Raw genomic sequence first — 26,595 nt, 5'->3', positions numbered from 1 at the left:
ACCGCGCCTGGGGTGAACTGTCTGTGGCGTGAAAAGTGTTGTCACGCAACAGGGCACCACACCCGAATGCCCGGGTTGGTGGTGCCCCATCGGCGTGGCGTCAGAGTCCCTCGTCGGCGACCAGTCTGCGCATGATCTTGCGGACCTGCAGTGCCGCGACATCGGCCGCCACGCTGACCTCGTCGCCGTACCCGTCGGTGTCGATGACGTGTTGCACGGTCTGCAGAATCTCTTGCACGCGACGGTAGTAGCCCTCGAAGATCGGCCGCATCGCTTCGGTGGCTGCTTGGCCCGCAGCGAAGTTGCGGCTGACCCGCCAGATGTGCCGCGTGGTACCGGCGTCTACCGGCGTGATCGCGTGGGTGAACAGAAAAGTCTGTGTGCCACCGTCACTTTCGGGCACGTGGCAATCCCATCTGTCGGCCCACAGGCCAGGCGACAGGAAAGCGCCTTCTTCGCGCTGCGGGTACGGAGTCGTCGGCGAGGCACCGGTGACCTCGGCCTGCCAGGCCGGCATCGGGGCGGGCGGCCAGTCCCGCCGGAAGCTCACGGTGGTCTCGGTGAGTTGCACCTCCAGCGCAGGGGTCACGGCGGCCGCCAACGCCGGTGGCGAGATGACCGGATCGACCACCGCGACGTGGGTGATGTCGGCGAAGTTCTCCAGCAGCAACTCGATGTGCGCCGCCGTCTCCCATTGACCGCCGAACGTCGTCCACGCCGGATCGGACAGCCACGGTGTGGGTTCCGGTGGTCTGCGGTCGGCCAGTGACGGTTCGCCCAGCCATACCCACACCAGCCCGTCGTGCTCGCGCACCGGGTAGCTGGGCACTTGTGCGCCATAGGGAATCTGGGTCTGTGTCGGCACCCGCACGCAATGTCCGTCGCGGTCGTAGGCGAAGCCCGAATAGCCGGACACGATGGTGTCGCCGTGCACCCGGCCGAGGCTCAGTGGATACGGTCGGTGCGCATCACGATCGGCCAGCGCTACCACCGATCCGTCGGACACCCGGAACAGCACCACCGGACGTTCCAGGGCGCGAGTGCCGAACGGGACGTCCTTGACCTCATCCGAGGCGGCCAGGGCGTACCACGCGTTGCGCGGGTAGCCCGTTGCGGTAACTCCGAGCCGTTGCAGCGGTTTCGTCGCAGCTTTCATCCCCACTCCTCTCACAGGTCCAGCGTGAGCCGGGCGGAACGGCAGCGGGACACGCAGATCATCATGTATTCGTTCGCTTCTCGCTCCTCGTCGTTGAGGATCGAGTCGCGGTGGTCCACGTCGCCGTCGACCACTTCTGTCTCGCAGGTTCCGCAGACACCTTCCAGGCACGAACCGACGACGCTGACACCTGCGGCCTTGCACACCTCGAAGACCGATTTGTCGGACGGAACGGTCAGCGTCAATCCCGAGCGTTGCAGCATGACTTCGAATTCGGTGTTGCCCGCCGACTGGACCGCCGCCTCTTTGGCGGTGAACCGTTCGAGATGAAGACTGCCGGAAGGCCATGTTGCACAGCGCTGTTCGACAGCGTCGAGCAGGCCGGTCGGCCCACACGCATACACCAGCGTGCCCTCGCGTGGCTCTCGCAGCGTGGCGTCCAGGTCGAGCATCCCGGATTCGTCCTGAGGCACCAGGGTGATGCGGTCGCCATAGGGCGCCAGCTCGTCCACGAATGCCATGGATGCCCGCGTCCGCCCACCGTAGAGCAGGTGCCAATCCGCCCCGGCCGCATCGGCTTCGGCGATCATCGGCAGCATCGGAGTGATGCCGATGCCGCCGGCGATGAACAGGTAGCGTCCGGCCGCGACGAGCGGAAAGTGGTTGCGCGGACCACGAACGCGCACCGTGGCGCCGTTGTGCAGATCGGAATGCACGGCCTTGGACCCGCCGCGGCTGTCCGGGGTGCGCAGGATGCCCAACCGCCACGCGGACCGGTCTCCGGGGCTGCTGCACAGCGAATACTGCCGCACCAGGTCGTCGCCGAGCACCAGGTCGACGTGGGCGCCCGGGGTCCACGGTGGCAGCGCCGAGCCGTCGGGGGTCGCCAAGGTGAGGGCCACCACGTCGTCGGCCACCACGTGGGAGTCCGTCACGACCAGATCGGCTTCGAACTCGCGCACGATGGTTGTGGTTGTCATCGTTGTCCTCTGACTAGATGGGTGACGGTCACAAGTGGTAGGCGTACTCGCGGAACTCCCAGTCCGTGATGTACTGCCCGAACCGCTGGAGCTCGTTGCGCTTGTAGGTTACGAATGCGGAAACAAAGGCGGGGCCGAGCATTTCGGCGATCTCGTGGTCTTTCTCCAACGCATCGATCGACGTCGCGAGATCTGCGGGCAACAAGTCGGCCTTGGTGGTGTCGTACCCGTAGCCCTCCAGCTTCGGCGGCGGCTTGAGGCCGTCGCGGATGCCGAGATAGGCCGCGGCCAGCAGGCTCGCGATCGCCAGATACGGATTGGCCGACGCGTCACCGAGCCGCAGTTCCATGCGGCTGGCGCGACCACGTTCGGGCGGGATCCGCACCATTGCGCTGCGGTTGTCCAAACCCCAGTCGATCAGCCACGGTGCCAGGGTGTCTGGCCCGAAACGCTTGTAGGAGTTGATGGTCGGATTGTGCAGCGCGGCAAGCGCCGGCGCATGGGCCAGCACGCCGGCGATCGCCGAGCGAGCGATGTCGGAGAGGCCGTCGGCTCCGTTCGGGTCGTCGAAGAGAGGCTTGTCGTTGTCATCGAGCGTGGAGAAGTGGATGTGGAAGCCGGAGCCGCCCTCGTCGTTGAACGGCTTGGCCATGAAGGTCGCCATCTTGCCTGTCCGGCGGGCCAACTCCTGGACCCCGCATTTGAAGCGAAAGGCCCGGTCGCCCGCGTCGAGCGCCTCGGAGTGCCACAGGTTGATCTCGAACTGACCGCTGGAGAACTCGTGGTTGGCGGCCACCACATCGATGCCGTACGCGGCGAGCTGGCGCAGGGAGGCCAGCAGTGTGTTCTCGGGGTCCCCTTTGAGACCTGCGACGTAGACGTTTCCCGTGCCTTCGCCGTAGCGACGCCAGCCCCGGGGATCGGTCGCGTCGGGTTCGAGCACATAGAACTCCAACTCCGGGCCGATCATGGGCCGCATCCCCAATTCGGCGAACTTCTCGACGACCCGGCGCAACACGGCGCGCGGGCTTTCCTCCGACGGTGATCCATCCGGATTGAAGACATCGGCGATCACGTGCGCCACCCCGGGCTCCCACGGGACCGGCTGCACAGTGGCCAGGTCGGGAAACGCGACGATGTCCGGCAGCCCTGCCGACAATCCGCCCTCGATGTCGACGACATCGCCGAGCGGCGACGTGCCGTACACCGAACGACAGAAAGCGACGCCGTCGCCGACCGTCCTGCCGAACCGGCTCACCAGCAGGTCGCGGCCGCGTTCGGTACCGATCAGGTCGGCGTAGCCCAGCCGCACGACGTCGATGCCGTCGGCGGTGAGCTGTTCGGCGACCTTGTGCAGGCCGCTCTCGTCGAAGTGCCCCACGCTGTTGCTCTCCCTTGTGTTGTTGGGATTCAGGCCTCGGCGGGTCCGCCGGAGCCGATGGCCGCGTGTACTGCGGGCTGACGGCGTCGCAGCCACTCGCCGTATCCGATTCCGATGAGACCCGCGGCGACAACGATGCCGGGAAGCACCCAGTTGAGTGCATCATCCGGCGTGGTGCCCACCAGTGCATCGAAATTCGCCACGGCCAGGATGAACATCGCGAACAACGCGACCGACGCGACCACGCCGGCCAGCTCGTGCGCCAGGTTCGACTCCGTCACGCTGCGGTGGCGCAGCAGATAGACCACCACCGAAACCGAGGTCAGCGCCATCAGCAGGATGACGCCGAGGGCGCCGACGTTGGTGAGCCAGGTGAACAGGGCGAGCACGGGGTCTTTTCCGGCGATGGCGAACACCACTACCAGGACGGCCGCGAGCGTGGTCTGGGCGATCGAGCCGGCCACCGGCGCGCCGGTACGCGGGTTGACCATCGCGAGCCTGCGGGGCAGTACGCCCTCGCGTCCGAGTGAGAAGAAGTACCGCGCGACCGCATTGTGGAAGGAGAGCAGCGCGGCGAACAGGCTCGTGACGAACAGTACGGTGGCGACATCGGAGAACCAGCCGCCGACATTGCGCGCACTAAACTCGAAGAGCAGTCCTGGCCCGAGTTCGACCGACGTGTCGATCACCGAACTCGGCCCGACCGCGACGGTCATGGCCCACGCCGAGAATGCATAGAACACCCCGATCAGCGTGACAGCCACATAGGTCGAGCGGGCCACTGTGCGGCGGGGGTCTTTGCACTCCTCGCCGTAGATCGCGGCGGATTCGAATCCGACGAACGATGCGACCACGAAACAGAACGCGGCGCCCAGGGCGCCACCGGTGAGCGAGCTGGGCACCAACGAGTGAAACGAGATGCCCTCAGCAGGCTTGGCGATCCCGGCGATGTCGAAGACCAGTACCACCACAGATTCTGCGATCAGGAAGAAACCGAGCACCCGGGCGTTGAGATCGACCTGCAGCACGCCGAGGATCCCGACCACGACCACCGTGACGAGCACGGGCACCCACCACGCGACGGACACGCCGAGGAACTGGTGCAGGGCGCCGGCGGCCGCGAAGCCGAACAAGCCGTAGATCCCCACCTGCATCGCGTTGTAGGCGACGAGGGCGATCAACGCGGCTGCCACGCCCCAGGTTCGGCCGAGCCCTTTGGCGACATAAGAGTAGAAGGCGCCCGCGTTGGCGACGTGGCGGCTCATGGCCGCGTAGCCGACGGCGAAGATCAGCAGCGTGGCGGCCACCAGAACGTAGACCAGCGGTATGCCCAGCACTTTGGTCACGGCAAAGCTCGTCGGGACCCCGCCCGCCACGACGGTCAGCGGCGCCGAAGCGGCCACCACGAAAAAGACGACATCGGGCACGCCGAGCGAACGTCGTTGCAAGGTCACATCTACCGGGGCAATCGACTGTTCCGTCGGCGTCATTGCGTGACCTCTCGTGGTATCGTTCGGGAACGAACGAATTGAATCGTACGGGTACGAACGACTATGTCAAGAGGTTGGGGCTAATTCCCAGGTATCCGGATCCCAGGTAACGTTTGGCTCATGCCGGACCGCCACACCCTCGCCGAAACCGAGAAGGCGATGACCGACCACGTCAGTTCGCTGTCGCTGGATTTCACCGCGGCGCACGCGTTGTCGAATCTCTTCCGGGCGGCAAACGCCGTCCGGCAGGAACTGACCAATCGGGTGTTGCGCAAGCATGACATCACGTGGACCGGCTTCGTGGTGCTGTGGGTGGTGTGGATCTGGGACGGGATGGAAGCCCGTCATGTCGCCGAATCGGCAGACATCTCGAAAGCCACGCTCACCGGTGTCGTCAAGACCCTGGAGGGCCGCGGCCTGATGCTGCGCGAAGGGGACAAGAACGACCGGCGGCTGGTGCGGCTGCGGCTCACCGAAACCGGCGTCCACCTCATGCGAAAGATCTACCCGGAGTTCAACAGTGTGGAGTCGGAATTGGTCGCCAGCCTGTCCGGCCGTCAGATCCAGACTTTTACCCGCACTCTGCGGGATCTGATCACGCACGTCGAGGCAACGGACCAGGCCGGCAACGAGACCGCCTGACGCCTCAGGCAGACATCCGGTCGCGGGCCGCCGAGACCAGTGCCGAAAACAGCGCGGCCTGCGCCGGATCCGTGTCGGCGGTGTCCTCCGGATGCCATTGCACGCCGACGTACCAGCCGTCGTGATTCTCGAGCTCCACGGCTTCGATGACGTCGTCGGCGGCGCGCGCGGTGGCTCGTAACCCGTTGCCCAGCAGGCCTATGCATTGATGGTGATAGCACGAGATGGTCGGCCCGGTACCGATGAGGTCGGCGATCAACGTGCCAGGAGCGACCTTGACCGGATGGGTCACGTGCCGGTGGTTGCCACCGGCATCGTCCATGTCTTGGATCAGGTCCCCGCCGAGCGCGACGTTGACGATCTGGTTGCCCCGACAGATCGCCAGTAGGGGAAGCCGGCGCTCCAGGGCCACCCGGGCGACCGCGAGATCGAAGGCATCCTGCTCGTCGTCGACGTCGTAGGCCGAGGAGTTCGCCGCCGCGCCGTACCGATGCGAGGCGATGTCACCCCCGCCCGGCAGTAGCACGCCTTCGGCGAACCACAGCCGTTCGGCGACCTCTGCATCACCGATCTGGCCGCCAGGTGCGTACGGGTGGATGACGACGGGTTCGCCGCCTGCGGCGTAGACCGATTCGACGATCTTGCGGGACATGACCTCGGCGCCGTACCGCAGGGCCGAGGCCGATGCGGAGAACCGGGCCGGGATCGCGATGATCGGACGCCTGACGGGCACGCAGACTCCTGTCTCGGGGGATTGTTCGCATCCGAACGATACCTGGTCCGGGTGCGTCCCGCCAAGGGTGCCGGGTCAGCCTTTCGTGCCGCCCAGCTTCCGCCACAGGAACTCGTAGGTCAGCGCCGCCTTGAAAGCGGCCTGCTTGTTGTCCGCGGCGCCGCCGTGCCCACCCTCGATGTTCTCGTAGTACGTCACGTCATGCCCCGCGGCCTCAAGGGCCGCGGTCATCTTGCGCGCATGCCCGGGATGCACCCGGTCATCGCGCGTCGAGGTGGTGATGAGGATCGGCGGGTACCGACGATCATCCGAAATATTCTGGTACGGCGAGTATTTCGAGATGAACTCCCAGTCGGCCGGATCGTCGGGGTCGCCGTATTCGGCCACCCAGGAGGCCCCCGCCAGCAGCAGGTGGTAACGCTTCATGTCCAGCAACGGCACGCTGCACACCAGGGCGCCGAAGAGCTCCGGATACTGCGTCAGCATGACACCCATGAGCAGGCCGCCGTTGCTGCCGCCCGCCGCGCCCAGCTGTTCGACCGTGGTGATGCCGCGCCGTACCAGATCGGCTGCCACGGCAGCGAAGTCCTCGTAGACGAGGTGACGGTTCTCCCGCATCGCCTGGGTGTGCCAGCGCGGTCCGTACTCGCCGCCGCCGCGGATGTTGGCGGAGACGAAAGTGCCGCCCCGGGCCAGCCAGGCCCGGCCGATACCGCCGGAATAGCCGGGCGTCAACGAGTTCTGGAAGCCGCCGTAGCCGTAGAGGTATGTCGGGCTCGGTGTCGACCGCTGGCCGACCACGTAATAGGGGATCGCGGTGCCATCGGCCGAGGTCGCGAAATACTGTGCGACATCCATGCCGTCGGCGTCGAAGAACGCCGGTGCGGACTTGAGTTTCTGAAGCGATCCACCTGCGGTTCCGTGCAAGAGTCGCGACGGTGTGGTGAAACCGCTTGAATCGTAGAAGATCTCGTCGCCCAGCGGATCGGTCTCCACCACGACGGTCTCGTCGCCCACCGGGATTCCGGGCGCGTCGACGCGGTCCCACGTTCCGGGCGTGACGATCTCGATGTGGCTGGCGACGTCGCGGCGCGTGACCAGTACCAGTTTGTCCCTGGTCCAACTGGCCTCGGACAGGCAGCTGTGCTCGTCGGGCTCGTAGACTGTGGCCAGTTCGCCTGTGCCGGAGAGGAAATCCTCGAAATTGGTGGCCAGCAGGCTGCCCGCCGGGTGCGTGACGTCACCGACCTGCCAGTCGTTGCGCAGTGAGATGAGCATCCACTCGCGGTGCGTCGATGTCGTCGCATCGGTAGGGACCTCGATGAGGGTCAGCTCCCCGTCGCGGACCTCGTAGCGCAGCTTGTTGTAGAAGTCGGTGTAGCGGCCGACGCGAGTGTGCTCGAATCCGGGCGTCCGGTCCACACTCGCGATCACCCGGATATCGGTCGGTTCGGCCTCGAACACCGTCTCGGCGTTCTCCAGCGGCTCGCCGCGGCGCCAGCGCTTGGCGATCCGCGGGTAACCGGATTCGGTCATCGACCCTTCGCCGAAGTCGGTGCACACCAGCACGGTGTCCTCGTCCTCCCAGGTCACCGAGGACTTGGCTTCCGGAAGCTCGAAGCCACCCGCGACGAATTCCCTTGTACGCATGTCGAATTCACGTACCACCGTGGCGTCCGCGCCACCCCGTGACAGGCTGATCAACGCCAGCGTGTGCTCGGGCTCGATGACCTCGGGGCCGGCCCACACCCAGTTCTCGTCCTCGGTGCGCGCGAGCTCATCGAGGTCGATGATCATTTCCCAGTCGGGCTCATCGGTGCGGTAGCTCTCCAGCGTGGTGCGGCGCCAGATCCCTCGCGGGTTGGCCTCGTCGCGCCAGAAGTTGTAGAGATACTCACCCCGGCGGCCCACGTACGGAATGCGCGCATCGGTGTCGAGCACCTCGAGGACCTGATCGCGCAGCTCGTCGAACCGCTCGCCACCCAGTGCCGCCACGGTCGCGTCGTTGTGCTTTCGAACCCAGTCCAGGGCGTCGTCGCCGGTGATGTCCTCGAGCCACATGTACGGGTCATCTGCCACCTCAACATTGTGCCCGCGCGCGTAATGTGAGCTGTGTTACACCGCTCACGAGGAGTCCGTCATGACAGTGTTTTCGCGCCCGGGGGCCGCCGACGCCCTGATGTCCTTCGAATCTCGCTACGGCAATTACATCGGTGGGGAGTGGATTGCCCCGGTCGGTGGCGCCTACTTCGAGAACCCCACCCCGGTCACCGGGCAGGTGTTCTGCGAGATCCCGCGGTCCACCGAGGCCGACATCGAGAAGGCGTTGGACGCCGCCCACGCGGCCGCTCCGGCGTGGGGCAAGACCGCCCCCGCAGAACGGGCCAACATCCTGAACAAGATCGCCGACCGCATCGAGGCCAACCTCGAGTCCATCGCGCTGGCCGAGTCGTGGGACAACGGCAAGCCGATCCGCGAGACGCTCAACGCCGATATTCCGTTGGCGGTGGACCACTTCCGCTACTTCGCGGGCGCCATCCGGGCGCAGGAGGGCTCGCTGAGTCAGATCGACGAGGACACCGTCGCCTACCACTTCCACGAGCCGCTCGGCGTCGTCGGGCAGATCATCCCGTGGAACTTCCCGATCCTGATGGCCACCTGGAAGCTGGCCCCCGCCTTGGCCGCGGGCAACGCTGTCGTCCTCAAACCGGCCGAACAGACCCCGGCGTCGGTGCTGTACCTCTTCTCGCTCATCGGCGACCTGCTGCCGCCGGGCGTGGTGAACATCGTCAACGGGTTCGGCGCGGAAGCCGGCAAGCCGCTGGCCTCGTCCAACCGGATCGCCAAGATCGCCTTCACCGGTGAGACCACCACCGGCAGGCTGATCATGCAGTACGCATCGCAGAACCTCATTCCCGTCACCCTCGAACTCGGTGGCAAGTCGCCGAACATCTTCTTCAACGACGTGATGGCCGCAGGCGACGACTTCCAGGACAAGGCGCTGGAAGGCTTCACGATGTTCGCCTTGAACCAGGGTGAGGTGTGTACCTGCCCGTCGCGCAGCCTGATCCAGGCCGACATCTACGACGAGTTCCTGGAGCTGGCCGCCATCCGCACCAAGGCGGTACGCCAGGGTGATCCGCTGGACACCGAGACGATGATCGGCTCGCAGGCCTCCAACGACCAGTTCGAGAAGATCCTGTCCTACATCGAGATCGGCAAGTCCGAAGGAGCTCGGGTGGTCACCGGCGGGGAACGCGCCGACCTCGGTGGTGACCTGTCCGGTGGGTTCTACATCCAGCCGACGGTGTTCGAGGGCAACAACAACATGCGGATCTTCCAGGAGGAGATCTTCGGCCCCGTCGTCGCGGTGACGTCGTTCAAGGACTACGACGACGCCATCTCGATCGCCAACAACACCCTCTACGGGCTGGGCGCGGGCGTGTGGTCGCGCGACGGCAACACCGCCTATCGCGCCGGGCGCGACATCAAGGCCGGCCGGGTGTGGACCAACTGCTATCACGCCTATCCGGCGCACGCGGCGTTCGGTGGCTACAAGCAGTCAGGTATCGGCCGTGAGAACCACAAGATGATGCTGGACCACTACCAGCAGACCAAGAACCTGCTGGTGTCCTACAGCAACAAGGCCCAGGGATTCTTCTAGACATGACGAGCAGAGCCCTCATCACCCAAGCCGCCGCCGACCTGCTGACGACCCTGCAGGAGCGGCACGGCGCGTTGATGTTTCACCAGTCCGGCGGATGCTGCGACGGGTCGTCGCCGATGTGCTACCCCGACGGTGATTTCATCGTCGGGGACCGCGACATCCTGCTGGGCATCCTCGACGTCGGCGAGGCCGCGGACGCAAGGAGCAAGGGAATCTTCGGCGTGCCGGTGTGGATCTCCGGGCCGCAGTTCGACGCGTGGAAACACACCCAGCTGGTGATCGATGTGGTGCCCGGCCGTGGCGGCGGATTCAGCTTGGAGGCACCCGAGGGCAAGCGCTTCCTGTCGCGCGGACGGGCGTTCACCGACGCCGAACTCGACGAACTCGCTGCGTGCCCGCCGCTGACCGGCGCCGAGTACGCGGCGGGGAAGCGTCCGGCGGACACGGGCAGTCACATCGTCGCCGAGGCGTCAGATGCCTGCCCGGTGCCCCAGAGATAGGAATCAGCCGGATCGCGCGGTGAGGATATTGCCCCGCCCACTAGGGTGGGGGCGTGACCCACTTTGACGTCGTCGTTCTCGGAGCCGGTCCCGGTGGATACGTCGCGGCTATTCGTGCCGCTCAACTGGGGCTGAACACCGCCATCATCGAACCCAAGTATTGGGGTGGAGTGTGCCTCAACGTCGGGTGTATCCCGTCGAAGGCATTGCTGCGCAACGCCGAGCTGGCCCATATCTTTGCCAAGGAGGCCAAGACCTTCGGCATCAGCGGTGAGGTCAGTTTCGACTACGGCGCGGCGTTCGACCGCAGCCGCAAGGTCGCCGAGGGCCGGGTGGCCGGCGTGCACTTCCTGATGAAGAAGAACAAGATCACCGAGATCCATGGCTACGGCACGTTCACCGGGCCCAAGTCGATCTCGGTCAAACTCAACGACGGCGGCACCGAGAACGTCACGTTCGACAACGCGATCATCGCCACCGGGTCATCGACCCGCCTGGTCCCGGGCACCACGCTGTCGGACAACGTGGTGACCTATGAGACTCAGATCCTCTCCCGGGAGCTGCCCGGGTCGATCATCATCGCCGGGGCGGGCGCGATCGGCATGGAGTTCGCCTACGTGCTCAAGAACTACGGTGTGGATGTCACCATCGTCGAGTTCCTGCCGCGGGCGCTGCCCAACGAGGACGCCGAGGTGTCCAAGGAGATCGAGAAGCAGTACAAGAAGCTCGGGGTGAAGATCCTCACCGGCACCAAGGTCGAGGCCATCGCCGATGACGGGTCGGTGGTGAAGGTCACCGTGAGCAAGGACGGTAAGACCGAGGAACTCAAGGCCGACAAGGTGTTGCAGGCCATCGGGTTCGCCCCCAACGTCGAGGGCTACGGTCTGGAGGCCGCCGGGGTGGCGCTGACCGACCGCAAGGCCATCGCGATCGACGAGTACATGCGCACCAACGTGGCGGGCATCTACGCGATCGGGGATGTGACGGCGCTGCTGCAGCTGGCGCATGTGGCCGAGGCCCAGGGTGTGGTGGCGGCCGAGACCATCGCCGGGGCCGAGACGCTGGCGCTGGGGGATTACCGGATGATGCCGCGTGCGACGTTCTGCCAGCCGCAGGTGGCCAGCTTCGGGTTGACCGAACAGCAGGCCAAGGACGAGGGCTACGACGTGGTGGTGGCGAAGTTCCCGTTCACCGCCAACGGCAAGGCCCACGGCCTGGCCGACCCGACCGGGTTCGTCAAACTCATCGCCGACAAGAAGCACCTGGAACTGCTCGGCGGGCACCTCATCGGCCCCGACGTCTCCGAACTGCTGCCCGAGCTGACCCTGGCCCAGAAGTGGGACCTCACCGCCCACGAACTGGCCCGCAACGTGCACACCCACCCGACCCTGTCCGAAGCACTGCAGGAATGCTTCCACGGCCTCACCGGCCACATGATCAACTTTTGAGAAACGAGATCATTGCCGGGATCGGCGGATTGGTCGTCGGCCATGTCCTGTGGCTGACGGCCATTTCGTTGGCCACCGACAGCGGCTACGTCAACCAGTGGGTTTTGGTGGTCGCTGCGGTGTCGTTTCTGATCGCCGTGGCGGCCGGCCTGCTGGGCAGGCGCAAGTACCAGCAGAAAGCCTACGAGTGGGCGGCGTTCCTGTGGCTGCTGCCGGTCTCGCCGGTGCTGTTCTCGATCGCCGTGCTCGGGGTGACGTACCTGTAGGACCGCTCTAGTCCGGGAAGTCCAGCGGAATCCGCAGCGTCGCCATCGTGGCGGCGAGCGCATCGTATTGTCCTGCTAGCATGCAGAATTCGATGAGCTGGGTGCGAGTGAGGATCGCCGAGAGCGCCGCCCAGGTCTCCGAGGACATCGAGCGGGTGACGACGAATTCGTCGGTAGCGGTGATCAGGACGCGCTGCCGGTCGGTGAGGCCCTCAGCGTCGGGGCCCTCGAAGATGCGGGCCTGGGTTTCGCGGTCCACTCCGCGGCTGCGCGCCAGCCTGCGGTGCTGCTGCAGTTCGTACTCACAGTCACGAAGGTGCGCGACGCGCAGGATCACCAGTTCGGCGTCCTTGCGGGTGAGCTTGCCGAACGGTCCGAGCAGCAGGCCGGCCGACGGCAGCCACGCCAGAAACAGCAGCTTGTGCTGACCCAGCACGTTGAAGAGAGTGAACCGCGGTGCCCGGATGGCCCGTGCTCCTGCTTTGGCGATGACCCAGTTGATCGGCCCCAGCTCCCGGAATCCTCCCGGTGCGATGCGGGCGGGCTCAGTTGTGCTCACCTAGCCGAGTCTGGCACACCTCGCGACACTACGGTTTGTGGTGTGATTTCGCCGATTTGGCGCCAGAAACCGTAGTGTCGGCGCAATCAGGACTTCTTGACCAGATACGGCGACACCGTGGAGCGGTGTTCGTCGATATCCAGGGCCCGGCCGAGTGCGGGAAACGCCCGCTGCGGGCAGTTGTCGCGCTCGCACACCCGGCATCCGGACCCGATGGGCGTGCTGACCTCGCCGGAAATATCCAGACCGTCGGAGTAGACCAGGCGGTTGGCGTGGCGCAATTCGCAGCCGAGACCGATCGCGAAAGTCTTGCCGGGCTGGCCATATCGCGACGCGCGACGCTCCACGGTGCGGGCGACCCACATGTAGTTGCGTCCGTCGGGCATCTGGGCGACCTGCACCAGGATCTTGCCCGGATTGCCGAACGTCTCGTAGACATTCCACAACGGGCAGGTGCCGCCAGACGAGGAGAAGTGAAAACCGGTGGCGGACTGTCGCTTTGACATGTTTCCTGCCCGGTCGACGCGGACGAACGACAGTGGCACGCCCCGCATCGACGGACGTTGCAACGTCGAAAGACGGTGGGCCACCGTCTCGTAACTCACCGAGTAGAACGCCGAGAGGCGCTCGACGTCATAGCGGAAGTTCTCGGCGACATCGTGGAACTGCCGGTAGGGCAGCACGGTGGCGGCCGCGAAGTAGTTGGCCAGCCCCAGCCGGGCGAGGGTTCGGGACTCGTCGCTGGTGAACTTGCCCTCGGTGACCTGCGCGTCGATCAGGTCACCGAACTCCAGATAGGCCAGCTCGGCGGCGAGCTTGAACACGTACTGCCCCGACGAGAGATGCCCACCGATCTCGAGGGTCTTGGTCTGCGGGTCGTACCGGTGCATCACGTTGTCGCCGAGGTCGATTCGCTTGATGATGCGCACGCCGTGCACCATCGTGAGCCGCTCGGAGAGCTCGCGCGAGAGCTCGGCGCGGTGCATGCGCATCCGGATGGTGAAGTCTTCTGCGGCGGTGTCGAGTTCGTGCAGGTAGTTCTGCCGCTGGTAGAAGAAGTCGCGAACTTCCTCGTGGGGCATGGTGATCGCGCCGGTGCCGCTGCTGTCGGAATATCGGCCCTCGGTGACGGCGGCCAGTTGCGTCGTGGTGAGCCGGTACCGCTGGTGCAGGTTGACCATCGCCCGGGCCAGCGTCGGGTGGGTGTTGACGATGTCGGCGACTTCGGCGACATCCACATCGATGCCGAGGTCGCGGTCCAACGTCACCTCGCGCAGTTCGGCGACCAGGCGGGTGTCGTCGTGCGATGCGAAGAACGTGGCGTCGACGCCGAACACCTCGGTGATGCGCAGCAACACCGCCACCGTCAGCGGCCGCACGTCGTGCTCGATCTGGTTGAGATAGCTGGGGGAGATGTCGAGCATCTGCGCCAGCGCGGCCTGGCTGAAACCGCGTTCGCTGCGCAGTTGCCGCACCCGCGAGCCGACGAAGGTTTTTGCCACGTCAACCAGCGTAACAACGCTGTGAAGCCCAGCTTCGCATTCTTGGCATAACGGTCCTTGGGACTGCCTCGGGCTGCCTGGCATGATCGGTCTGGACGAGCGATTGGGGAGATCGAGATGACGGGTTCCGCAGACAAGCCGACGGCCGTACTGGGCAAAGTCATGATGCCGGTACCGGATCCGCATCCCGACGTCTTCGACAGGGAGTGGCCGCTGCGGGTCGGCGACATCGACCGCGTGGGCCGGCTGCGGTTCGATGCCGCGTGCCGCCACATCCAGGACATCGGGTCCGATCAGCTGCGGGAGATGGGCTTCGAGGAGACCCACCCGCTGTGGATCGTCCGGCGGACCATGATCGACCTGATCCGTCCGATCGAGTTCCAGGACATGCTGCGGATGCGGCGCTGGTGTTCGGGGACGTCGAACCGGTGGTGTGAGATGCGGGTGCGTATCGACGGCCGCAAGGGCGGCCTCATGGAATCCGAGGCGTTCTGGATCAACATCAACCGCGAGACCCAGGGGCCGGCCCGCATCTCCGACGACTTCCTCGAAGGTCTGCGACGGACCACCGACGAGTCCCGGCTGCGCTGGAAGCCCTACCTGAAGCCGGGTAGCCGCGACGACGCCATCGAGGTCAAGGAGTACCCGGTCCGGGTGTCGGACATCGACCTCTTCGACCACATGAACAACTCGGTCTACTGGACCGTCATCGAGGACTACCTGTACTCCCACCCGGAGCTGCTCGCCGGACCACTGCGGGTGGCCATCGAGCACGACGCGGCGGTGGCTCTCGGCGAGAAGCTGGAGATCCTCTCGCACGTGTACCCGGCGGGGTCGACGGACAAGTTCGGTCCGGAGCTGTCCGATCGGACTGTTATAACGCTCACATATGTGGTCGGCGACGAGGCCAAAGCCATCGCCGCACTGTTCTCCCTCTGATCACCCGCGGTTTAACAGTACGGGCGTACTGACCTGCGCAAATCGGTTACCGCTGGGTAGCTTCTGAACCGGTACAGCCATCATATTTCTTCGCAAACTTTGCAAGTTAACGCTGCCATTTCGCGAAAATTGGCAACTGAAACAGGTGGACCTGCGGATATGGGCTGTGCCATCGTCGGATTAGCACATCAGTGAAGCTGCTGCAGCGTTAACAAGATCGGCCCGCGCCGCAGCGTCTCAAATCCGAAGGAGCAGTCCTATGTCGACCGTGGGCACCCCCAAGTCACCGGAACAGATCCAGCACGACTGGGATCACAACCCCCGCTGGAAGGGCATCACCCGCACCTACACCCCCGAAGACGTCGTCGCGCTGCAGGGCCACGTCGTCGAGGAGGCCACCCTGGCCCGCCGTGGCGCCGAGGTGCTCTGGGACCAGCTCCACAACATGGACTTCGTCAACGCGCTCGGCGCGCTGACCGGCAACATGGCCGTGCAGCAGGTGCGCGCCGGCCTCAAGGCCATCTACCTCTCGGGTTGGCAGGTCGCCGGTGACGCCAACCTCTCCGGCCACACCTACCCCGACCAGAGCCTCTACCCGGCCAACTCGGTGCCGCAGGTCGTCCGCCGCATCAACAACGCGCTGCTGCGCGCCGACGAGATCGCCAAGGTCGAGGGCGACACCTCCGTCGAGAACTGGCTCGCCCCGATCGTCGCCGACGGTGAGGCCGGCTTCGGCGGTGCGCTCAACGTCTACGAGCTGCAGAAGGCCATGATCGCCGCCGGTGTCGCCGGTTCGCACTGGGAAGACCAGCTGGCCTCGGAGAAGAAGTGTGGCCACCTCGGTGGCAAGGTGCTGATCCCCACCCAGCAGCACATCCGTACCCTGACCTCGGCTCGCCTGGCCGCCGACGTCGCCGACGTGCCGACCGTCGTCATCGCCCGTACCGACGCCGAGGCCGCCACCCTGATCACCAGCGACGTCGACGAGCGCGACCGCCCCTTCATCACCGGTGAGCGCACCGCCGAGGGCTTCTACCGGGTCAAGAACGGCCTGGAGCCCTGCATCGCCCGCGCCAAGGCCTACGCGCCGTACTCCGACCTGATCTGGATGGAGACCGGCACCCCGGACCTGGAGCTGGCCAAGAAGTTCGCCGAGGGCGTCAAGAGCGAATTCCCCGACCAGATGCTGGCCTACAACTGCTCGCCGTCGTTCAACTGGCGCAAGCATCTGGACGACGCGACCATCGCGAAGTTCCAGAAGGAGCTCGGCGCGATGGGCTTCAAGTTCCAGTTCATCACCCTGGCCGGCTTCCACGCCCTGAACTACTCGATGTTCGATCTGGCCCACGGCTACGCCCGCAACCAGATGACCGCCTACGTCGAGCTGCAGGAGCGCGAGTTCGCCGCCGAGGAGCGTGGCTACACCGCCACCAAGCACCAGCGCGAGGTCGGCGCCGGTTACTTCGACCGGATCGCCACCACCGTTGACCCGACCAGCTCGACCACCGCGCTCGCGGGCTCGACCGAAGAGGGTCAGTTCCACTGAGCTTGCGAAGTGGAACCGACAAGCTGGAGCCACTGAGCTTGCGAAGTGGAACCGACAAGCTGGAGCCACTGAGCTTGCGAAGTGGAACCGACAAGCTGGAGCCACTGAGCTTGCGAAGTGGAACCGACAAGCTGGAGCCACTGAGCTTGCGAAGTGGAACCGACAAGCTGGAGCCACTGAGCTTGCGAAGTGGAACCGACAAGCTGGAGCCACTGATCTTCGGCCGCTAAAAGTTGACAGCAGCAGGCCCCGCTCAGAATTCTTGGGCGGGGCCTGTCGCGTGTCCGGATCCTGAGACGAAAGTGAAGTAGTGAGCAATCAAATAGAACGTGTGGGTGTTATCGGCGCCGGGCAGATGGGCGCGGGCATCGCCGAGGTATCGGCCCGAGCCGGCGTCGATGTCCTGGTCTTCGAGACCAATGACGACCTCGTGACCGCCGGACGCAACCGCATCACCAAGTCATTGGAGCGCGGCGTCAGCGCGGGCAAGGTGACGGAGCGGGAGAAAGACGACGCTCTGGCAAACCTCAAATTCACCACCAGCATGGCCGATCTCGCCGACCGGCAACTCGTGATCGAGGCGGTGATCGAGGATGAGAACGTCAAGGGCAAGATCTTCGCCGAGCTCGACCGGGTGATCACCGACCCTGACGCCGTGCTGGCGTCGAACACGTCGAGCATTCCGATCATGAAACTCGCAGCGGTTACCCAGAATCCCGGAAGGGTCCTGGGCTTGCACTTCTTCAACCCGGTGCCGGTGCTGCCCCTGGTCGAGCTGGTCCCCACGCTCACCACCAGCGACGATGCCGCTTCGCGAGCCGAGGAATTCGCGAGTTCGGTGCTCGGGAAGCAGGTCGTGCGGTGCGCCGACCGGTCCGGTTTCGTGGTCAACGCGTTGCTGGTTCCGTACCTGCTCGCAGCGGTCCGGATGGTCGAGGGCGGGTTCGCCACGATCGAGGACGTCGACAAGGCTGTCGTTGCCGGGCTGTCGCATCCGATGGGACCGCTGCGGCTCTCTGACCTGGTCGGCCTCGACACATTAAAGCTGATCGCGGACAAGATGTTTGAGGAGTTCAAAGAGCCGCTGTATGCCGCTCCGCCGCTGTTGCTACGGATGGTCGAGGCCGGGCAGCTCGGCAAGAAGTCCGGCAAAGGTTTCTATTCCTACTGAACGGACCCGCGCTGGCACTCAAGGCCGCGCTTAGCTACCCTACCTTCAGTAGGGCCTGCTGGCTCGGTTTTGAGTCCGCGCGGCGCCACGCGCCGGCTGGGCCGGTTACTTGTCAGCAGAGAAACGTAAAGGGTTACCGTCGCATGTCACAAGCCGATTCCGATCTCGCTCCGTACTACGAGGAGTCGCAGTCGATCTACGACATCTCCAACGAGTTCTTCGCCCTCTGGCTCGGGCCGACCATGGGTTACACCTGCGGTTATTACGAGCGCGAGGACATGACACTCGATGAGTCGCAGAACGCCAAGTTCGACCTCGCACTCGGCAAGCTCGATCTGAAGCCGGGCATGACCCTCCTCGATATCGGCTGCGGCTGGGGCGGTGCGCTGGAGCGCGCCGTCACCAAATTTGACGTCAACGTAATTGGTATCACGTTGAGCAAGGCGCAGTCGGAGTGGGCCCGCGAGCGGCTGGCCAAGATCGACACCAACCGCACCGTCGACATCCGGCTGCAGGGTTGGGAAGAGTTCGACGAGCCCGTCGACCGCATCGTCTCGATCGGCGCGTTCGAGGCCTTCAAGGCCGAGCGTTACCCGATCTTCTTCGAGCGCGCCTACAGCATCCTGCCGGAGAACGGCGGCCGGATGCTGCTGCACACGATCCTGGCGCACACCCAGCAGTTCTTCCGTGAGAACGGCATCAAGCTCACGATCAGCGACCTGAAGTTCATGAAGTTCATCGGCGAGGAGATCTTCCCCGGTGGGCAGCTGCCTGCGGTCGAGGACATCGAGAAGCTTGCCGACGACTCGGGCTTCAAGCTGGAGCGCACCCACCTGCTGCGGCCGCACTACGCGCGCACGCTGGACATGTGGGCGGCGAACCTGGAAGCAGCCAAGGACGAGGCCATCGCCATGCAGGGCCAGGAGGTCTACGACCGGTACATGAAGTACCTGACCGGTTGCGCCGACTTCTTCCGTCGTGGCATCACCAACATCGGGCAGTTCACGCTCGTCAAGTAGTTCTCTTCTTCGCCGAGGCTACGGTTCTTGGCGCGATTTCTCGGATTTCGCGCCATAAACCGTATCCTCGGTGCGTTTAGCGGGGGTACCCCGCGCGATACAGCGCAGCCCAGGTGCGGGCGATGATCTCGGGTCCTCGGTATCGGAGTTGCCGGGCGCTCACCCGGACGATCGTCCAGCGGCGGGAGGCCAGAAATTCCAACCGGACGATGTCGTTCTCATGGTCCTCGGGGTTCGTCCAGTGCTGTTCTCCGTCGTACTCGACGCCGACCTTCCACTGCGGCCAGCCCATATCGATCCGCCGGCGCACCCGTCCCCGCTCGTCTGCCACGGGGATCTGAGTGACGGGACGCGGGACTCCGCCGCGGACCAGCAATAGACGCAGCCGGGTTTCTTGCGGGGATTCGGCGCCGGGGTCGGCCAGATCGAGTGCGCTGCGCAACCGTCGGATGCCACGGGCGCCCGGATAGCGCTCGGCGACGCTCCTGACGCGCACCACCCCCACGTTGGTCACGTTGAGCAGTGCATCGATCTGGATGATCGCGGTGTCGAGTGGTCGGCGGCGCCCGATGTCGTAGCACGTGCGGGCGACGCTGGTGCAGGTCATGCCGTCGACGACATCGACCTCGTCGTCAGCGATTGCACCGGTGTGGATCAGGATGCCCGGTGGCGACGGGTGCCGGATGCGAGCAAGCTCGGCGGGTGCGTCGTCGGGGAGCCACTTGCTGCCGAGGACTGCTGCCGCGGAATATCCGGCCAGGGTTGCGCTGCGGCCAGACCACAACCATGCGGCAACGGCCCTTGACGGCGCATCGAGCGTGAAATCCACAGGTACATAGACGTTTTGGTGAAGCTTGCGGTACCTGGTCTGAAGCGCATACCTGCTGACGGCCCCGACGGCGAGTGCCTCGGTCGCCATGATGATGTCCCCCACACCGATATTCGACGCAGCGGGCGGACACCCGGTTCCACTTCGGCGACACTACGGTTTTTGGCGCGATTTCACGGATTTCGCGCCAAAAACCGTAGTGTCGGCGCATTTGGCTAGGCCGAAGCGAGCCTGCGCTTCTCCGCTTCGACATCGAAATCGGCTGGCGGCCAGGATAAGTCGAACTCCTTGAGAGCCTCGATGAGCAGCTCGAGGATGGCCAAGCGGCTGTACCACTTGCGGTTGCAGGGCACGATGTGCCATGGCGCGTAGTCGGTCGAGGTCCGATCCAGCATTGCCTGGTAGGCCTCTTGGTACTGCGGCCACAGCAGGCGTTCGTCGATGTCGCCCGGGTTGTACTTCCAGAATTTGTCGGGGCGGTCCAAGCGTTCGGCCAGCCGCCGCTTCTGCTCGTCGAGTGAGACGAACATCGCGACTTTGACGATCTTGGTGCCGGAGTCGACCAGCTCTTTCTCGAACGCGTTGATCTCGTCGTAGCGGGCTTCCCAGACGTCCGGAGGCACCAGGTTGTGCACGCGGACGATCAGCACGTCTTCGTAGTGCGATCGGTCGAAGACGCCGATGTGCCCGGCCGGCGGCAGCGCCTTACGGATCCGCCACAGATAGTGGTGCGCCAGCTCCTCCTCGGTCGGCTTGCCGAAGCTGGCATACCTGATGCCCTGCGGATTACCGGCTCCCACAACATGTTTGACGATTCCACCCTTGCCCGCGGTGTCCATGCCCTGCAACACCAGAAGCAGGGATCGGGTGTCGCCGGCCCGGCTGCCCGCGTACAGCATCTCCTGCAGGCCCGCGAACCGGGTGTTGCGTTCGGCCTGAAGCTCGGGGGCGTCGCGCTTGGAACCCGTGAATCCCGGTGTGGCGTCGGGGTCGATGTCGACGACCTTGTCGCCGGCACGGAACTCCAGGTGGTGGTGCGGCTCGTGGCTCCACTGCGCCGGCAGATCGTCATCGGTCTTGTCGCTGGTGCTCACGCGGCCTAGTCAAGCAGCTACGGCGGCAATACCGGGGAAGGATGCGGCTGCGAGTTGAATTTCTCCAGCGAACCGCCGACCTCGACGATGCCGCACAGCGCGTTCCACGACAGCATCGTCAGGTAATCGATGAGCTCGTCGGAGGTCATCCGCGGGTTCGACATCCACGAGTGGGTGGCCAGCTGGACGCCGCCGACGGTGTGGAATGCCCACGCCTCGGCGCCACCGGTGTCCATCCCCACGTCGGCCATGCGTCGGCGCAGCATCACCGCGAGCATGCGCGCGATGATCTGCTCGGAATCGGCGACCGCCTTGCTCTTGCTCGCCGAGTTGCTCGTCATGACGAACTGGTAGGGCTCGGGTTCGGCGGCCACCGTCTCGACGTAGACCTTGATGATCTCGCGGGTGAGGTCGAAGCCGTCGAGGTTGGACGTCAGGGCCGCGGCCATGTTGGGGATCAGCGTGGTCTGCGCGAACCGCATCATCACCGCGGTGGTCAGGTCGTTCTTGTCGACGAAATAGCGGTAGAGCACGGTCTTCGAGACACCGATTTCCGCCGCGATCTCGTCCATGCTGACGTTGCTGCCGAGCCGGCGGATGGCCTCGAGGGTGCCGTCTACCAGCTCATTGCGTCGCTCCACCTTGTGTTGGTGCCAGCGCCGCTTTCGCCCATCGGTCTTCACCGTCGCCGGCGGAGTCTGCTGTGCCACTGTCGCGGTAATCCCATTCCCTAGTTCCACTTGATAGTACGGCGAAACAACCCCCGGCGGCCCGTGGGACCGAGCCCTCGGGCATGCCTTTGTGGATGATGGAGGCGTGGCACATAGATCCGAAGCAGGTTTGCGTGCGCTTCCTGCTCCGCGAGCGAGTTTCGCCGAGACACTGGCCGGTGCCGATCCGACGGCCGATGCCGAGCGCCGCCGGGGTTTGCGGCGGATGAAGGCTGTCGCGCTCGGTTTCCTGCTGGGCGCCACCGCGGTCTATCTGGTGTGCACCTGGGCAGAGTCGCACGGCGTCGCGGCGCCACCCTGGGTCGGCTATGTGCGCGCGGCGGCCGAGGCGGGCATGGTGGGCGCGCTGGCCGACTGGTTTGCCGTCACGGCCCTGTTCCGGCATCCGCTGGGCATCCCGATCCCGCACACCGCGATCATCAAGCGCAAGAAGGACCAGCTCGGTGAAGGGCTCGGCACGTTTGTGCGGGAGAACTTCATGTCGCCGCAGGTCATCGAGACCAAGGTGCGCGACGCGCAGGTGGCAGGCCGGATCGGCAAATGGCTCAGCGACCGCTCCCATGCCGAGCGGGTTGCCTCGGAGAGTGCGACCGTGCTGCGGGTCGGGGTGGAGTTGCTGCGCGACGAAGACGTGCAGCACGTGCTGGACCGGATGATCGTCAAGCGCATCGCCGAGCCCAAGTGGGGCCCGCCGATCGGGCGGGTGCTGGCCACGCTGCTGGCCGAGGGCCGGCAAGAGGCGCTGATCCAGCTGCTGTGTGACCGGGCCTTCCAGTGGTCGCTCAACGCAGGTGAAGTCATCGAGCGGGTGATCGAACGTGACTCTCCGACCTGGTCGCCGAGGTGGGTCGACCACCTGGTCGGCGACCGGATCCATCGGGAGCTGATGGATTTCACCGACAAGGTGCGCCGCAATCCCGACCATGAGCTGCGCCGGTCGGCCACCCGCTTCATGTTCGAGTTCGCCGACGATCTGCAGAACGACGACGCCACGATCCAGCGCGCCGAGAACGTCAAAGAGCAGATCATGGCCCGCGACGAGGTGGCGCGCGCCGCCGAGACCGCGTGGAGTGCGGCCAAACGCATCATCGGCGAGTCGGTCGACGATCCGTCGTCGGTGCTGCGGACCCGGATCGCGGATTCGGTGATGCGCATCGGGGAGTCGCTGCGCGACGACGCCGAACTGCGCGACAAGGTCGACAACTGGATCGTGCGGGCCGCAAAACACCTGGTCACCGAGTATGGGACGGAGATCACAGCGATCATCACGGAGACCGTGGAGCGCTGGGATGCCGACGAGGCGAGCCGCAGGATCGAGCTCCATGTGGGCCGTGACCTGCAATTCATCCGGATCAATGGCACCGTGGTAGGTGCGCTGGCAGGCCTGATCATCTACACGATCGGTCAACTACTGTTCTGACCTGCGCTAGCAGGTGCTTGCAATTGTTAGCACTAGGTCGTACCGTGGGTTTTGTCAGCGCAAGCCCAACGGAACGAGGCTCAACATGTCGCAGGACGAGAATCTTGCAGCCGTGGTGAGCAACGCGGCTTCGGACATCGGCAGCTTCATTCGCAGCCAGCGTGAAGCGGCTCAGGTGTCCGTGCGGCAACTCGCCGAGAAGGCCGGCGTCAGCAATCCCTACCTCAGCCAGATCGAGCGGGGACTGCGCAAACCTTCAGCGGATGTGCTCAAGGAGATCGCCAAGGCATTGCGGGTTTCTGCCGAGGTGCTCTACCTGCGGGCCGGGATCCTCGAACCCACCGAGGGCAACCGGGTCCGCGACGCAATCGTCGGCGACACCGCGATCACCGAGCGGCAGAAGCAGGTGCTGCTCGACATATACACGTCTTTCTGTCAGCAGAACGAGGGCAGCGAAGACACGGCAGAGGCTGCGCCGGCTCCGGCATCGCAGGAATCAGTGCCGGAAACGCCTCCCGAAACACCGCAAACACCCCCGTCATCAACTGCAAGCATCTGAAAGGAAATTCGACATGACCGAGAAGAACCAGCCCAACGTCGAGGATCTCAAGGCCCCCCTGTTCGCCGCCGTCGGCGCCGCCGATCTGGCCCTGGCCACCGTGAACGAGATCATCGCGAGCCTGCGTGAGCGTGCCGAAGAGGCCCGCACCGACGCCAACACCCGGGTCGAGGAGAGCCGTGCCCGCCTGAACAAGCTGCAGGAAGACCTGCCGGGCCAGTTCGGCGAGCTCCGCGAGAAGTTCACCTCCGAGGAACTGCGCAAGGCTGCCGAAGGCTACGCCGATCAGGCCACCGCGACCTACAACAAGCTCGTCGAGCGTGGCGAGGCCGCCCTGGAGCGCCTGCGCAACCAGCCGGCCATCGAAGAGGCCGCCAGCCGTGTCGAGGGATACACCGACCAGGTCACCGAGCTGACCCAGGAAGCGCTGGGCACCGTGGCGTCGCAGACCCGCGCCGTCGGTGAGCGTGCCGCCAAGCTCGTCGGCGTCGAACTGCCGAAGAAGGCCGAGAAGGCCGCCCCCGCCAAGAAGGCCGCCCCGGCCAAGAAGGCTGCCCCGGCCACCCCGGCCGCCAAGAAGGCTGCTCCGGCCACCCCGGCCGCCAAGAAGACCGCCACCCCGGCCAAGAAGGTCACCCAGAAGTAATTCGGTTCCGACGCGGCAACCGCATGATTCGGGGCCGGGTCGTTCGCACTGACGATGACGCCCGCATAGGGTGGTGAGGTGATACTTGCCAACCTTGCGGGCGTCATTGTTGCTGTCATCGTCGTCGCGGTGTTCGTCGTCGGTGTCTACGCCTTCGTGCACGCGGCCATCCAGCGGCCCGACGCCTACACAGCCACGGGCAAGCTCACCAAGCCCGTCTGGCTGGCCATCCTCGGAGTGGGACTACTCCTCGAACTGTTGATGCGCGACGCCTTCGGGGCCGCCATCTCGGCCTGCGCCACCGGCGTGTACCTGGTCGATGTGCGCCCCAAACTGCTTGAGATCCAAGGAAAGTCCCGGTAGGTCGATGCGCTCACCGAAGGCCGCACTCGGTGCGGCCGGCCTGGCCCTGTCCGGGCTGCTGGCCATCGCGCCGGTGGCCGGCGCCGAGCCTGACCCCGGCCCGCCGCACCCGTACGTCGACCACGTGGAATGGGCCAAATGGGGTGACCTGTCGAGCCTTCGGGTCTATCCCACCGACGTCGCGCGCCGGCTGGCCGCGCAACCCGGCACCACCGCGCAGGCCGACGAGGCATGGGCCGAGGTGCTGACCCTGTCGCCGGACGCCGACCTGCCCGGTATGCGCGAACAATTCCTGTGTCACTGGACGTTCGCCGAGCTCGTCGAGCCCGGTAAGACCAGCTGGAACCTGGAGCCGTGGCGTCCGCAGGTCTCGCCTGACCAGATGGTGGCGACCCGGTGTAATCCCGGCGGTACGGAGGAACCGTTCTGATGTCCGACTACACCCGCGCCCAGGTGGCCGCGCTAGTCGATCACACCCTGCTCAAACCCGAGGCCACCGCAGCTGATGTGGCGGCGCTGGTGGCCGACGCTGCCGAGCTGGGGGTGTTCGCGGTGTGCGTCTCGCCGACCTTCGTGCCGGTTGCCCGGGCCGCCTGCCCGCACGGCCTGGCCGTGGCCACCGTGGCCGGGTTCCCGTCGGGCAAACACCTCTCGGTGGTCAAGGCTGACGAGGCGGCCCTGGCGGCCGAGGCGGGCGCCGCCGAGGTCGACATGGTGATCGACGTCGGGGCGGCGCTGGCAGGTGAGCTCGACGCGGTCGCCGCCGACGTCGCGGCCGTCCGCTCCGCCATCCCTGCGGCGACGCTGAAGGTGATCGTCGAGTCCGCGGCGTTGCTCGAATGCTCCGGCGAGGGGCTGCTGCTCGACGTGTGCCGCGTCAGCGAGGACTCCGGAGCCGATTTCGTCAAGACCTCCACCGGGTTTCACCCCAGCGGCGGGGCCTCGGTGCGGGCGGTCGAACTGATGGCAGGCGCGGTCGGCGGGCGCCTCGGGGTCAAGGCCAGCGGCGGTATCCGCACCGCGCAGCAGGCCGTCGCGATGCTCGACGCCGGCGCCACCAGGCTGGGCCTGTCCGGCACCCGCGCCGTGCTCGACGCCCTGACCTAGCTGCTCAGAGCTTCGCGAAGCACGGGTCCTCGGAAGCCTTGGGCATCGATGCGTTCTGCGTCGAGTACTGCGCCTTCACCCCGTTGTCGGTGACCTGCACGCTGTCGGCGTGGATACCCATCGGGTAGTTGTCGGTCAGCTGGCTGGTGAAGCTGTCCAGGATCGGCTGGATCATCTCGCGCGGCCACGACAGCCCGATCGCGTTCAACTCGGTGATCTGCAGGGCGATGCCCTTGTTGGCCACCACCGGCTTGGCGGTGATGGTGCCGAGCATGCTCTTGAGCTGGATGGTGCCCGCGGAGGCATTCGTCGACACATCGGTGATGGCCGAGCCGATGAACGGCAGCTGGACCATGTTGGCGGCCGTCTGCCTCAGGCCGTCCAGCGACCACGTGATGTCGGCCGTCAATGATCCGACCGTGCCGCTGGAATCGGCGGTGTCGTGGATGCGCACATCCTTGATGCCGAGCACCACCTTCATGCCCTTGGCCTCGCGGATCTGATTGCCTGCCGTCTCGATGTTGATGTTCGTGTAGTGCCCGGTGGCGTGCTGCCACAGGAACGGCGGCAGCGGGTCGAACGATGCCTTGGCGTCGTCCTGCACGACACATGCCACGACACCGGCGACGACGCTGTCGGCACGCTTGCGGGCGTACAGTTCGCCGCCCAGCAATCCGGCGGCGACCAGGGCCAGCACGATGACCACGACCAGCACGATCGAGAGCGGGTCCGACAGCAGGTTCTTGATCTTCGATGCCGCCGACGACGGCGGTTTCGGCGCGTCGGGCGATGTCGACGCCGCCGGGGGCGGGGCCGCCGGGTATCCGGGCGGCGGGGCCTGGGGAGG

27 protein-coding genes are annotated in these 26,595 nt (G+C 65.6%); 15 read left to right on the top strand and 12 right to left on the bottom strand.

The genetic code is table 11. The annotated features are described in order from the left end of the window. Positions 1 to 100: 100 nt before the first annotated feature. From BST13_RS27030 to BST13_RS27015, 4 genes are read right to left on the bottom strand one after another with little or no spacing between them, the layout of a single operon-like run. Entirely contained in the window at positions 101 to 1,156 is a 1,056-nt protein-coding gene (locus BST13_RS27030) for a Rieske 2Fe-2S domain-containing protein (RefSeq protein ID WP_083167518.1), read from the bottom strand. A gap of 11 nt (positions 1,157 to 1,167) precedes the next feature. Beyond that, the gene (locus BST13_RS27025; protein ID WP_083167515.1) at positions 1,168 to 2,136 is read right to left on the bottom strand and encodes a PDR/VanB family oxidoreductase; all 969 of its coding nucleotides are present in this window, start codon (positions 2,134 to 2,136) and stop codon (positions 1,168 to 1,170) included. A 28-nt stretch (positions 2,137 to 2,164) separates the two neighbouring features. Continuing rightward, positions 2,165 to 3,517, bottom strand: coding sequence for a glutamine synthetase family protein (locus BST13_RS27020; protein WP_083167631.1), 1,353 nt, complete (start codon positions 3,515 to 3,517; stop codon positions 2,165 to 2,167). 29 nt (positions 3,518 to 3,546) lie between these two features. After that, complete coding sequence (locus BST13_RS27015) at positions 3,547 to 5,007, bottom strand: APC family permease (protein WP_083167513.1); 1,461 nt, start codon at positions 5,005 to 5,007, stop codon at positions 3,547 to 3,549. A 120-nt stretch (positions 5,008 to 5,127) separates the two neighbouring features. Between BST13_RS27015 and BST13_RS27010 the strand changes: the two genes are divergently transcribed. Then, positions 5,128 to 5,649 carry a MarR family winged helix-turn-helix transcriptional regulator gene (locus BST13_RS27010; protein ID WP_083167510.1) on the top strand — a complete coding sequence of 174 codons (522 nt, stop codon included), beginning with the start codon at positions 5,128 to 5,130 and terminating at the stop codon, positions 5,647 to 5,649. A 4-nt stretch (positions 5,650 to 5,653) separates the two neighbouring features. On the opposite strand, the gene BST13_RS27005 is transcribed toward BST13_RS27010, so the two are convergent. Both BST13_RS27005 and BST13_RS27000 read right to left on the bottom strand, forming a co-directional pair. Continuing rightward, positions 5,654 to 6,382, bottom strand: a complete 729-nt coding sequence (locus BST13_RS27005) for a gamma-glutamyl-gamma-aminobutyrate hydrolase family protein (RefSeq protein WP_083167508.1) — start codon at positions 6,380 to 6,382, stop codon at positions 5,654 to 5,656. Between the two features lie 75 nt (positions 6,383 to 6,457). Beyond that, the gene (locus tag BST13_RS27000) at positions 6,458 to 8,461 is read right to left on the bottom strand and encodes a prolyl oligopeptidase family serine peptidase (RefSeq protein WP_083167505.1); all 2,004 of its coding nucleotides are present in this window, start codon (positions 8,459 to 8,461) and stop codon (positions 6,458 to 6,460) included. 61 nt (positions 8,462 to 8,522) lie between these two features. Here BST13_RS27000 and adh point away from each other — a divergent pair, with 61 nt between their 5' ends. The 4 genes from adh to BST13_RS26980 are packed head-to-tail and all read left to right on the top strand — an operon-like array spanning position 8,523 to position 12,263. Then, positions 8,523 to 10,046, top strand: a complete 1,524-nt coding sequence (adh, locus tag BST13_RS26995; protein ID WP_083167503.1) for an aldehyde dehydrogenase — start codon at positions 8,523 to 8,525, stop codon at positions 10,044 to 10,046. A gap of 2 nt (positions 10,047 to 10,048) precedes the next feature. Then, complete coding sequence (locus BST13_RS26990; RefSeq protein ID WP_083167501.1) at positions 10,049 to 10,549, top strand: DUF779 domain-containing protein; 501 nt, start codon at positions 10,049 to 10,051, stop codon at positions 10,547 to 10,549. Positions 10,550 to 10,602: 53 nt separating this feature from the next. Beyond that, positions 10,603 to 11,997, top strand: coding sequence for a dihydrolipoyl dehydrogenase (gene lpdA, locus BST13_RS26985; protein WP_083167498.1), 1,395 nt, complete (start codon positions 10,603 to 10,605; stop codon positions 11,995 to 11,997). Continuing rightward, the gene (locus tag BST13_RS26980) at positions 11,994 to 12,263 is read left to right on the top strand and encodes a hypothetical protein (protein ID WP_083167496.1); all 270 of its coding nucleotides are present in this window, start codon (positions 11,994 to 11,996) and stop codon (positions 12,261 to 12,263) included. Before lpdA ends, BST13_RS26980 begins: the two co-directional genes overlap by 4 nt. A 7-nt stretch (positions 12,264 to 12,270) precedes the next feature. Here the strand turns inward: BST13_RS26980 and BST13_RS26975 are convergent, their stop codons facing one another. Beyond that, positions 12,271 to 12,822 (bottom strand): carboxymuconolactone decarboxylase family protein, encoded by a 552-nt coding sequence (locus BST13_RS26975; RefSeq protein ID WP_083167493.1) that lies wholly within the window; start codon positions 12,820 to 12,822, stop codon positions 12,271 to 12,273. A gap of 86 nt (positions 12,823 to 12,908) precedes the next feature. Beyond that, a complete protein-coding gene (ramB, locus tag BST13_RS26970) occupies positions 12,909 to 14,324 on the bottom strand; it encodes an acetate metabolism transcriptional regulator RamB (RefSeq protein WP_083167491.1) in 1,416 nt (471 codons plus the stop codon). Between the two features lie 117 nt (positions 14,325 to 14,441). Here ramB and BST13_RS26965 point away from each other — a divergent pair, with 117 nt between their 5' ends. The 4 genes from BST13_RS26965 to BST13_RS26945 all read left to right on the top strand — a co-directional run bounded on the left by BST13_RS26965 (position 14,442) and on the right by BST13_RS26945 (position 18,999). After that, positions 14,442 to 15,263 carry an acyl-[acyl-carrier-protein] thioesterase gene (locus BST13_RS26965; RefSeq protein WP_083167488.1) on the top strand — a complete coding sequence of 274 codons (822 nt, stop codon included), beginning with the start codon at positions 14,442 to 14,444 and terminating at the stop codon, positions 15,261 to 15,263. A gap of 259 nt (positions 15,264 to 15,522) precedes the next feature. Further along, on the top strand, positions 15,523 to 16,809 hold the full coding sequence (aceA, locus tag BST13_RS26960; RefSeq protein WP_064945281.1) for an isocitrate lyase: 1,287 nt from the start codon (positions 15,523 to 15,525) through the stop codon (positions 16,807 to 16,809). A 310-nt stretch (positions 16,810 to 17,119) separates the two neighbouring features. Continuing rightward, positions 17,120 to 17,980 (top strand): 3-hydroxybutyryl-CoA dehydrogenase, encoded by an 861-nt coding sequence (locus BST13_RS26950; RefSeq protein WP_083167482.1) that lies wholly within the window; start codon positions 17,120 to 17,122, stop codon positions 17,978 to 17,980. Between the two features lie 143 nt (positions 17,981 to 18,123). Continuing rightward, positions 18,124 to 18,999 (top strand): cyclopropane mycolic acid synthase family methyltransferase, encoded by an 876-nt coding sequence (locus tag BST13_RS26945; RefSeq protein WP_083167479.1) that lies wholly within the window; start codon positions 18,124 to 18,126, stop codon positions 18,997 to 18,999. Between the two features lie 76 nt (positions 19,000 to 19,075). Here the strand turns inward: BST13_RS26945 and BST13_RS26940 are convergent, their stop codons facing one another. From BST13_RS26940 to BST13_RS26930, 3 genes are all read right to left on the bottom strand, one after another. Beyond that, complete coding sequence (locus BST13_RS26940) at positions 19,076 to 19,933, bottom strand: endonuclease domain-containing protein (protein ID WP_083167477.1); 858 nt, start codon at positions 19,931 to 19,933, stop codon at positions 19,076 to 19,078. A 110-nt stretch (positions 19,934 to 20,043) separates the two neighbouring features. Further along, a complete protein-coding gene (locus tag BST13_RS26935) occupies positions 20,044 to 20,922 on the bottom strand; it encodes a polyphosphate kinase 2 family protein (protein WP_083167474.1) in 879 nt (292 codons plus the stop codon). 17 nt (positions 20,923 to 20,939) lie between these two features. Next, positions 20,940 to 21,632, bottom strand: coding sequence for a TetR/AcrR family transcriptional regulator (locus tag BST13_RS26930; protein ID WP_064945276.1), 693 nt, complete (start codon positions 21,630 to 21,632; stop codon positions 20,940 to 20,942). A gap of 91 nt (positions 21,633 to 21,723) precedes the next feature. Between BST13_RS26930 and BST13_RS26925 the strand changes: the two genes are divergently transcribed. The 6 genes from BST13_RS26925 (at position 21,724) to deoC (ending at position 25,748) form a co-directional block, all read left to right on the top strand. Further along, on the top strand, positions 21,724 to 23,073 hold the full coding sequence (locus BST13_RS26925) for a DUF445 domain-containing protein (RefSeq protein WP_211296192.1): 1,350 nt from the start codon (positions 21,724 to 21,726) through the stop codon (positions 23,071 to 23,073). Between the two features lie 85 nt (positions 23,074 to 23,158). Further along, on the top strand, positions 23,159 to 23,632 hold the full coding sequence (locus BST13_RS26920; RefSeq protein ID WP_083167469.1) for a helix-turn-helix domain-containing protein: 474 nt from the start codon (positions 23,159 to 23,161) through the stop codon (positions 23,630 to 23,632). A 13-nt stretch (positions 23,633 to 23,645) separates the two neighbouring features. Then, positions 23,646 to 24,278 (top strand): heparin-binding hemagglutinin, encoded by a 633-nt coding sequence (locus tag BST13_RS26915; protein ID WP_083167466.1) that lies wholly within the window; start codon positions 23,646 to 23,648, stop codon positions 24,276 to 24,278. A 78-nt stretch (positions 24,279 to 24,356) separates the two neighbouring features. Beyond that, positions 24,357 to 24,641, top strand: a complete 285-nt coding sequence (locus tag BST13_RS26910) for a DUF2516 family protein (protein WP_083167464.1) — start codon at positions 24,357 to 24,359, stop codon at positions 24,639 to 24,641. A gap of 4 nt (positions 24,642 to 24,645) precedes the next feature. Then, positions 24,646 to 25,071, top strand: a complete 426-nt coding sequence (locus BST13_RS26905) for a DUF2599 domain-containing protein (RefSeq protein ID WP_083167461.1) — start codon at positions 24,646 to 24,648, stop codon at positions 25,069 to 25,071. Further along, entirely contained in the window at positions 25,071 to 25,748 is a 678-nt protein-coding gene (gene deoC / locus BST13_RS26900) for a deoxyribose-phosphate aldolase (protein ID WP_083167459.1), read from the top strand. Before BST13_RS26905 ends, deoC begins: the two co-directional genes overlap by 1 nt. Before the next feature lie 4 nt (positions 25,749 to 25,752). Here the strand turns inward: deoC and BST13_RS26895 are convergent. Beyond that, on the bottom strand, positions 25,753 to 26,595 hold an 843-nt coding region (locus BST13_RS26895), incomplete at its 5' end, for an LmeA family phospholipid-binding protein (RefSeq protein ID WP_083167629.1).

It is taken from the genome of Mycobacterium aquaticum (assembly GCF_002086485.1).
In the GTDB taxonomy this organism is placed as follows: domain Bacteria; phylum Actinomycetota; class Actinomycetes; order Mycobacteriales; family Mycobacteriaceae; genus Mycobacterium; species Mycobacterium aquaticum.
The sequence above is the reverse complement of the archived record's forward strand: the minus strand, read 5'-3'. Positions and strand labels throughout refer to the sequence as shown.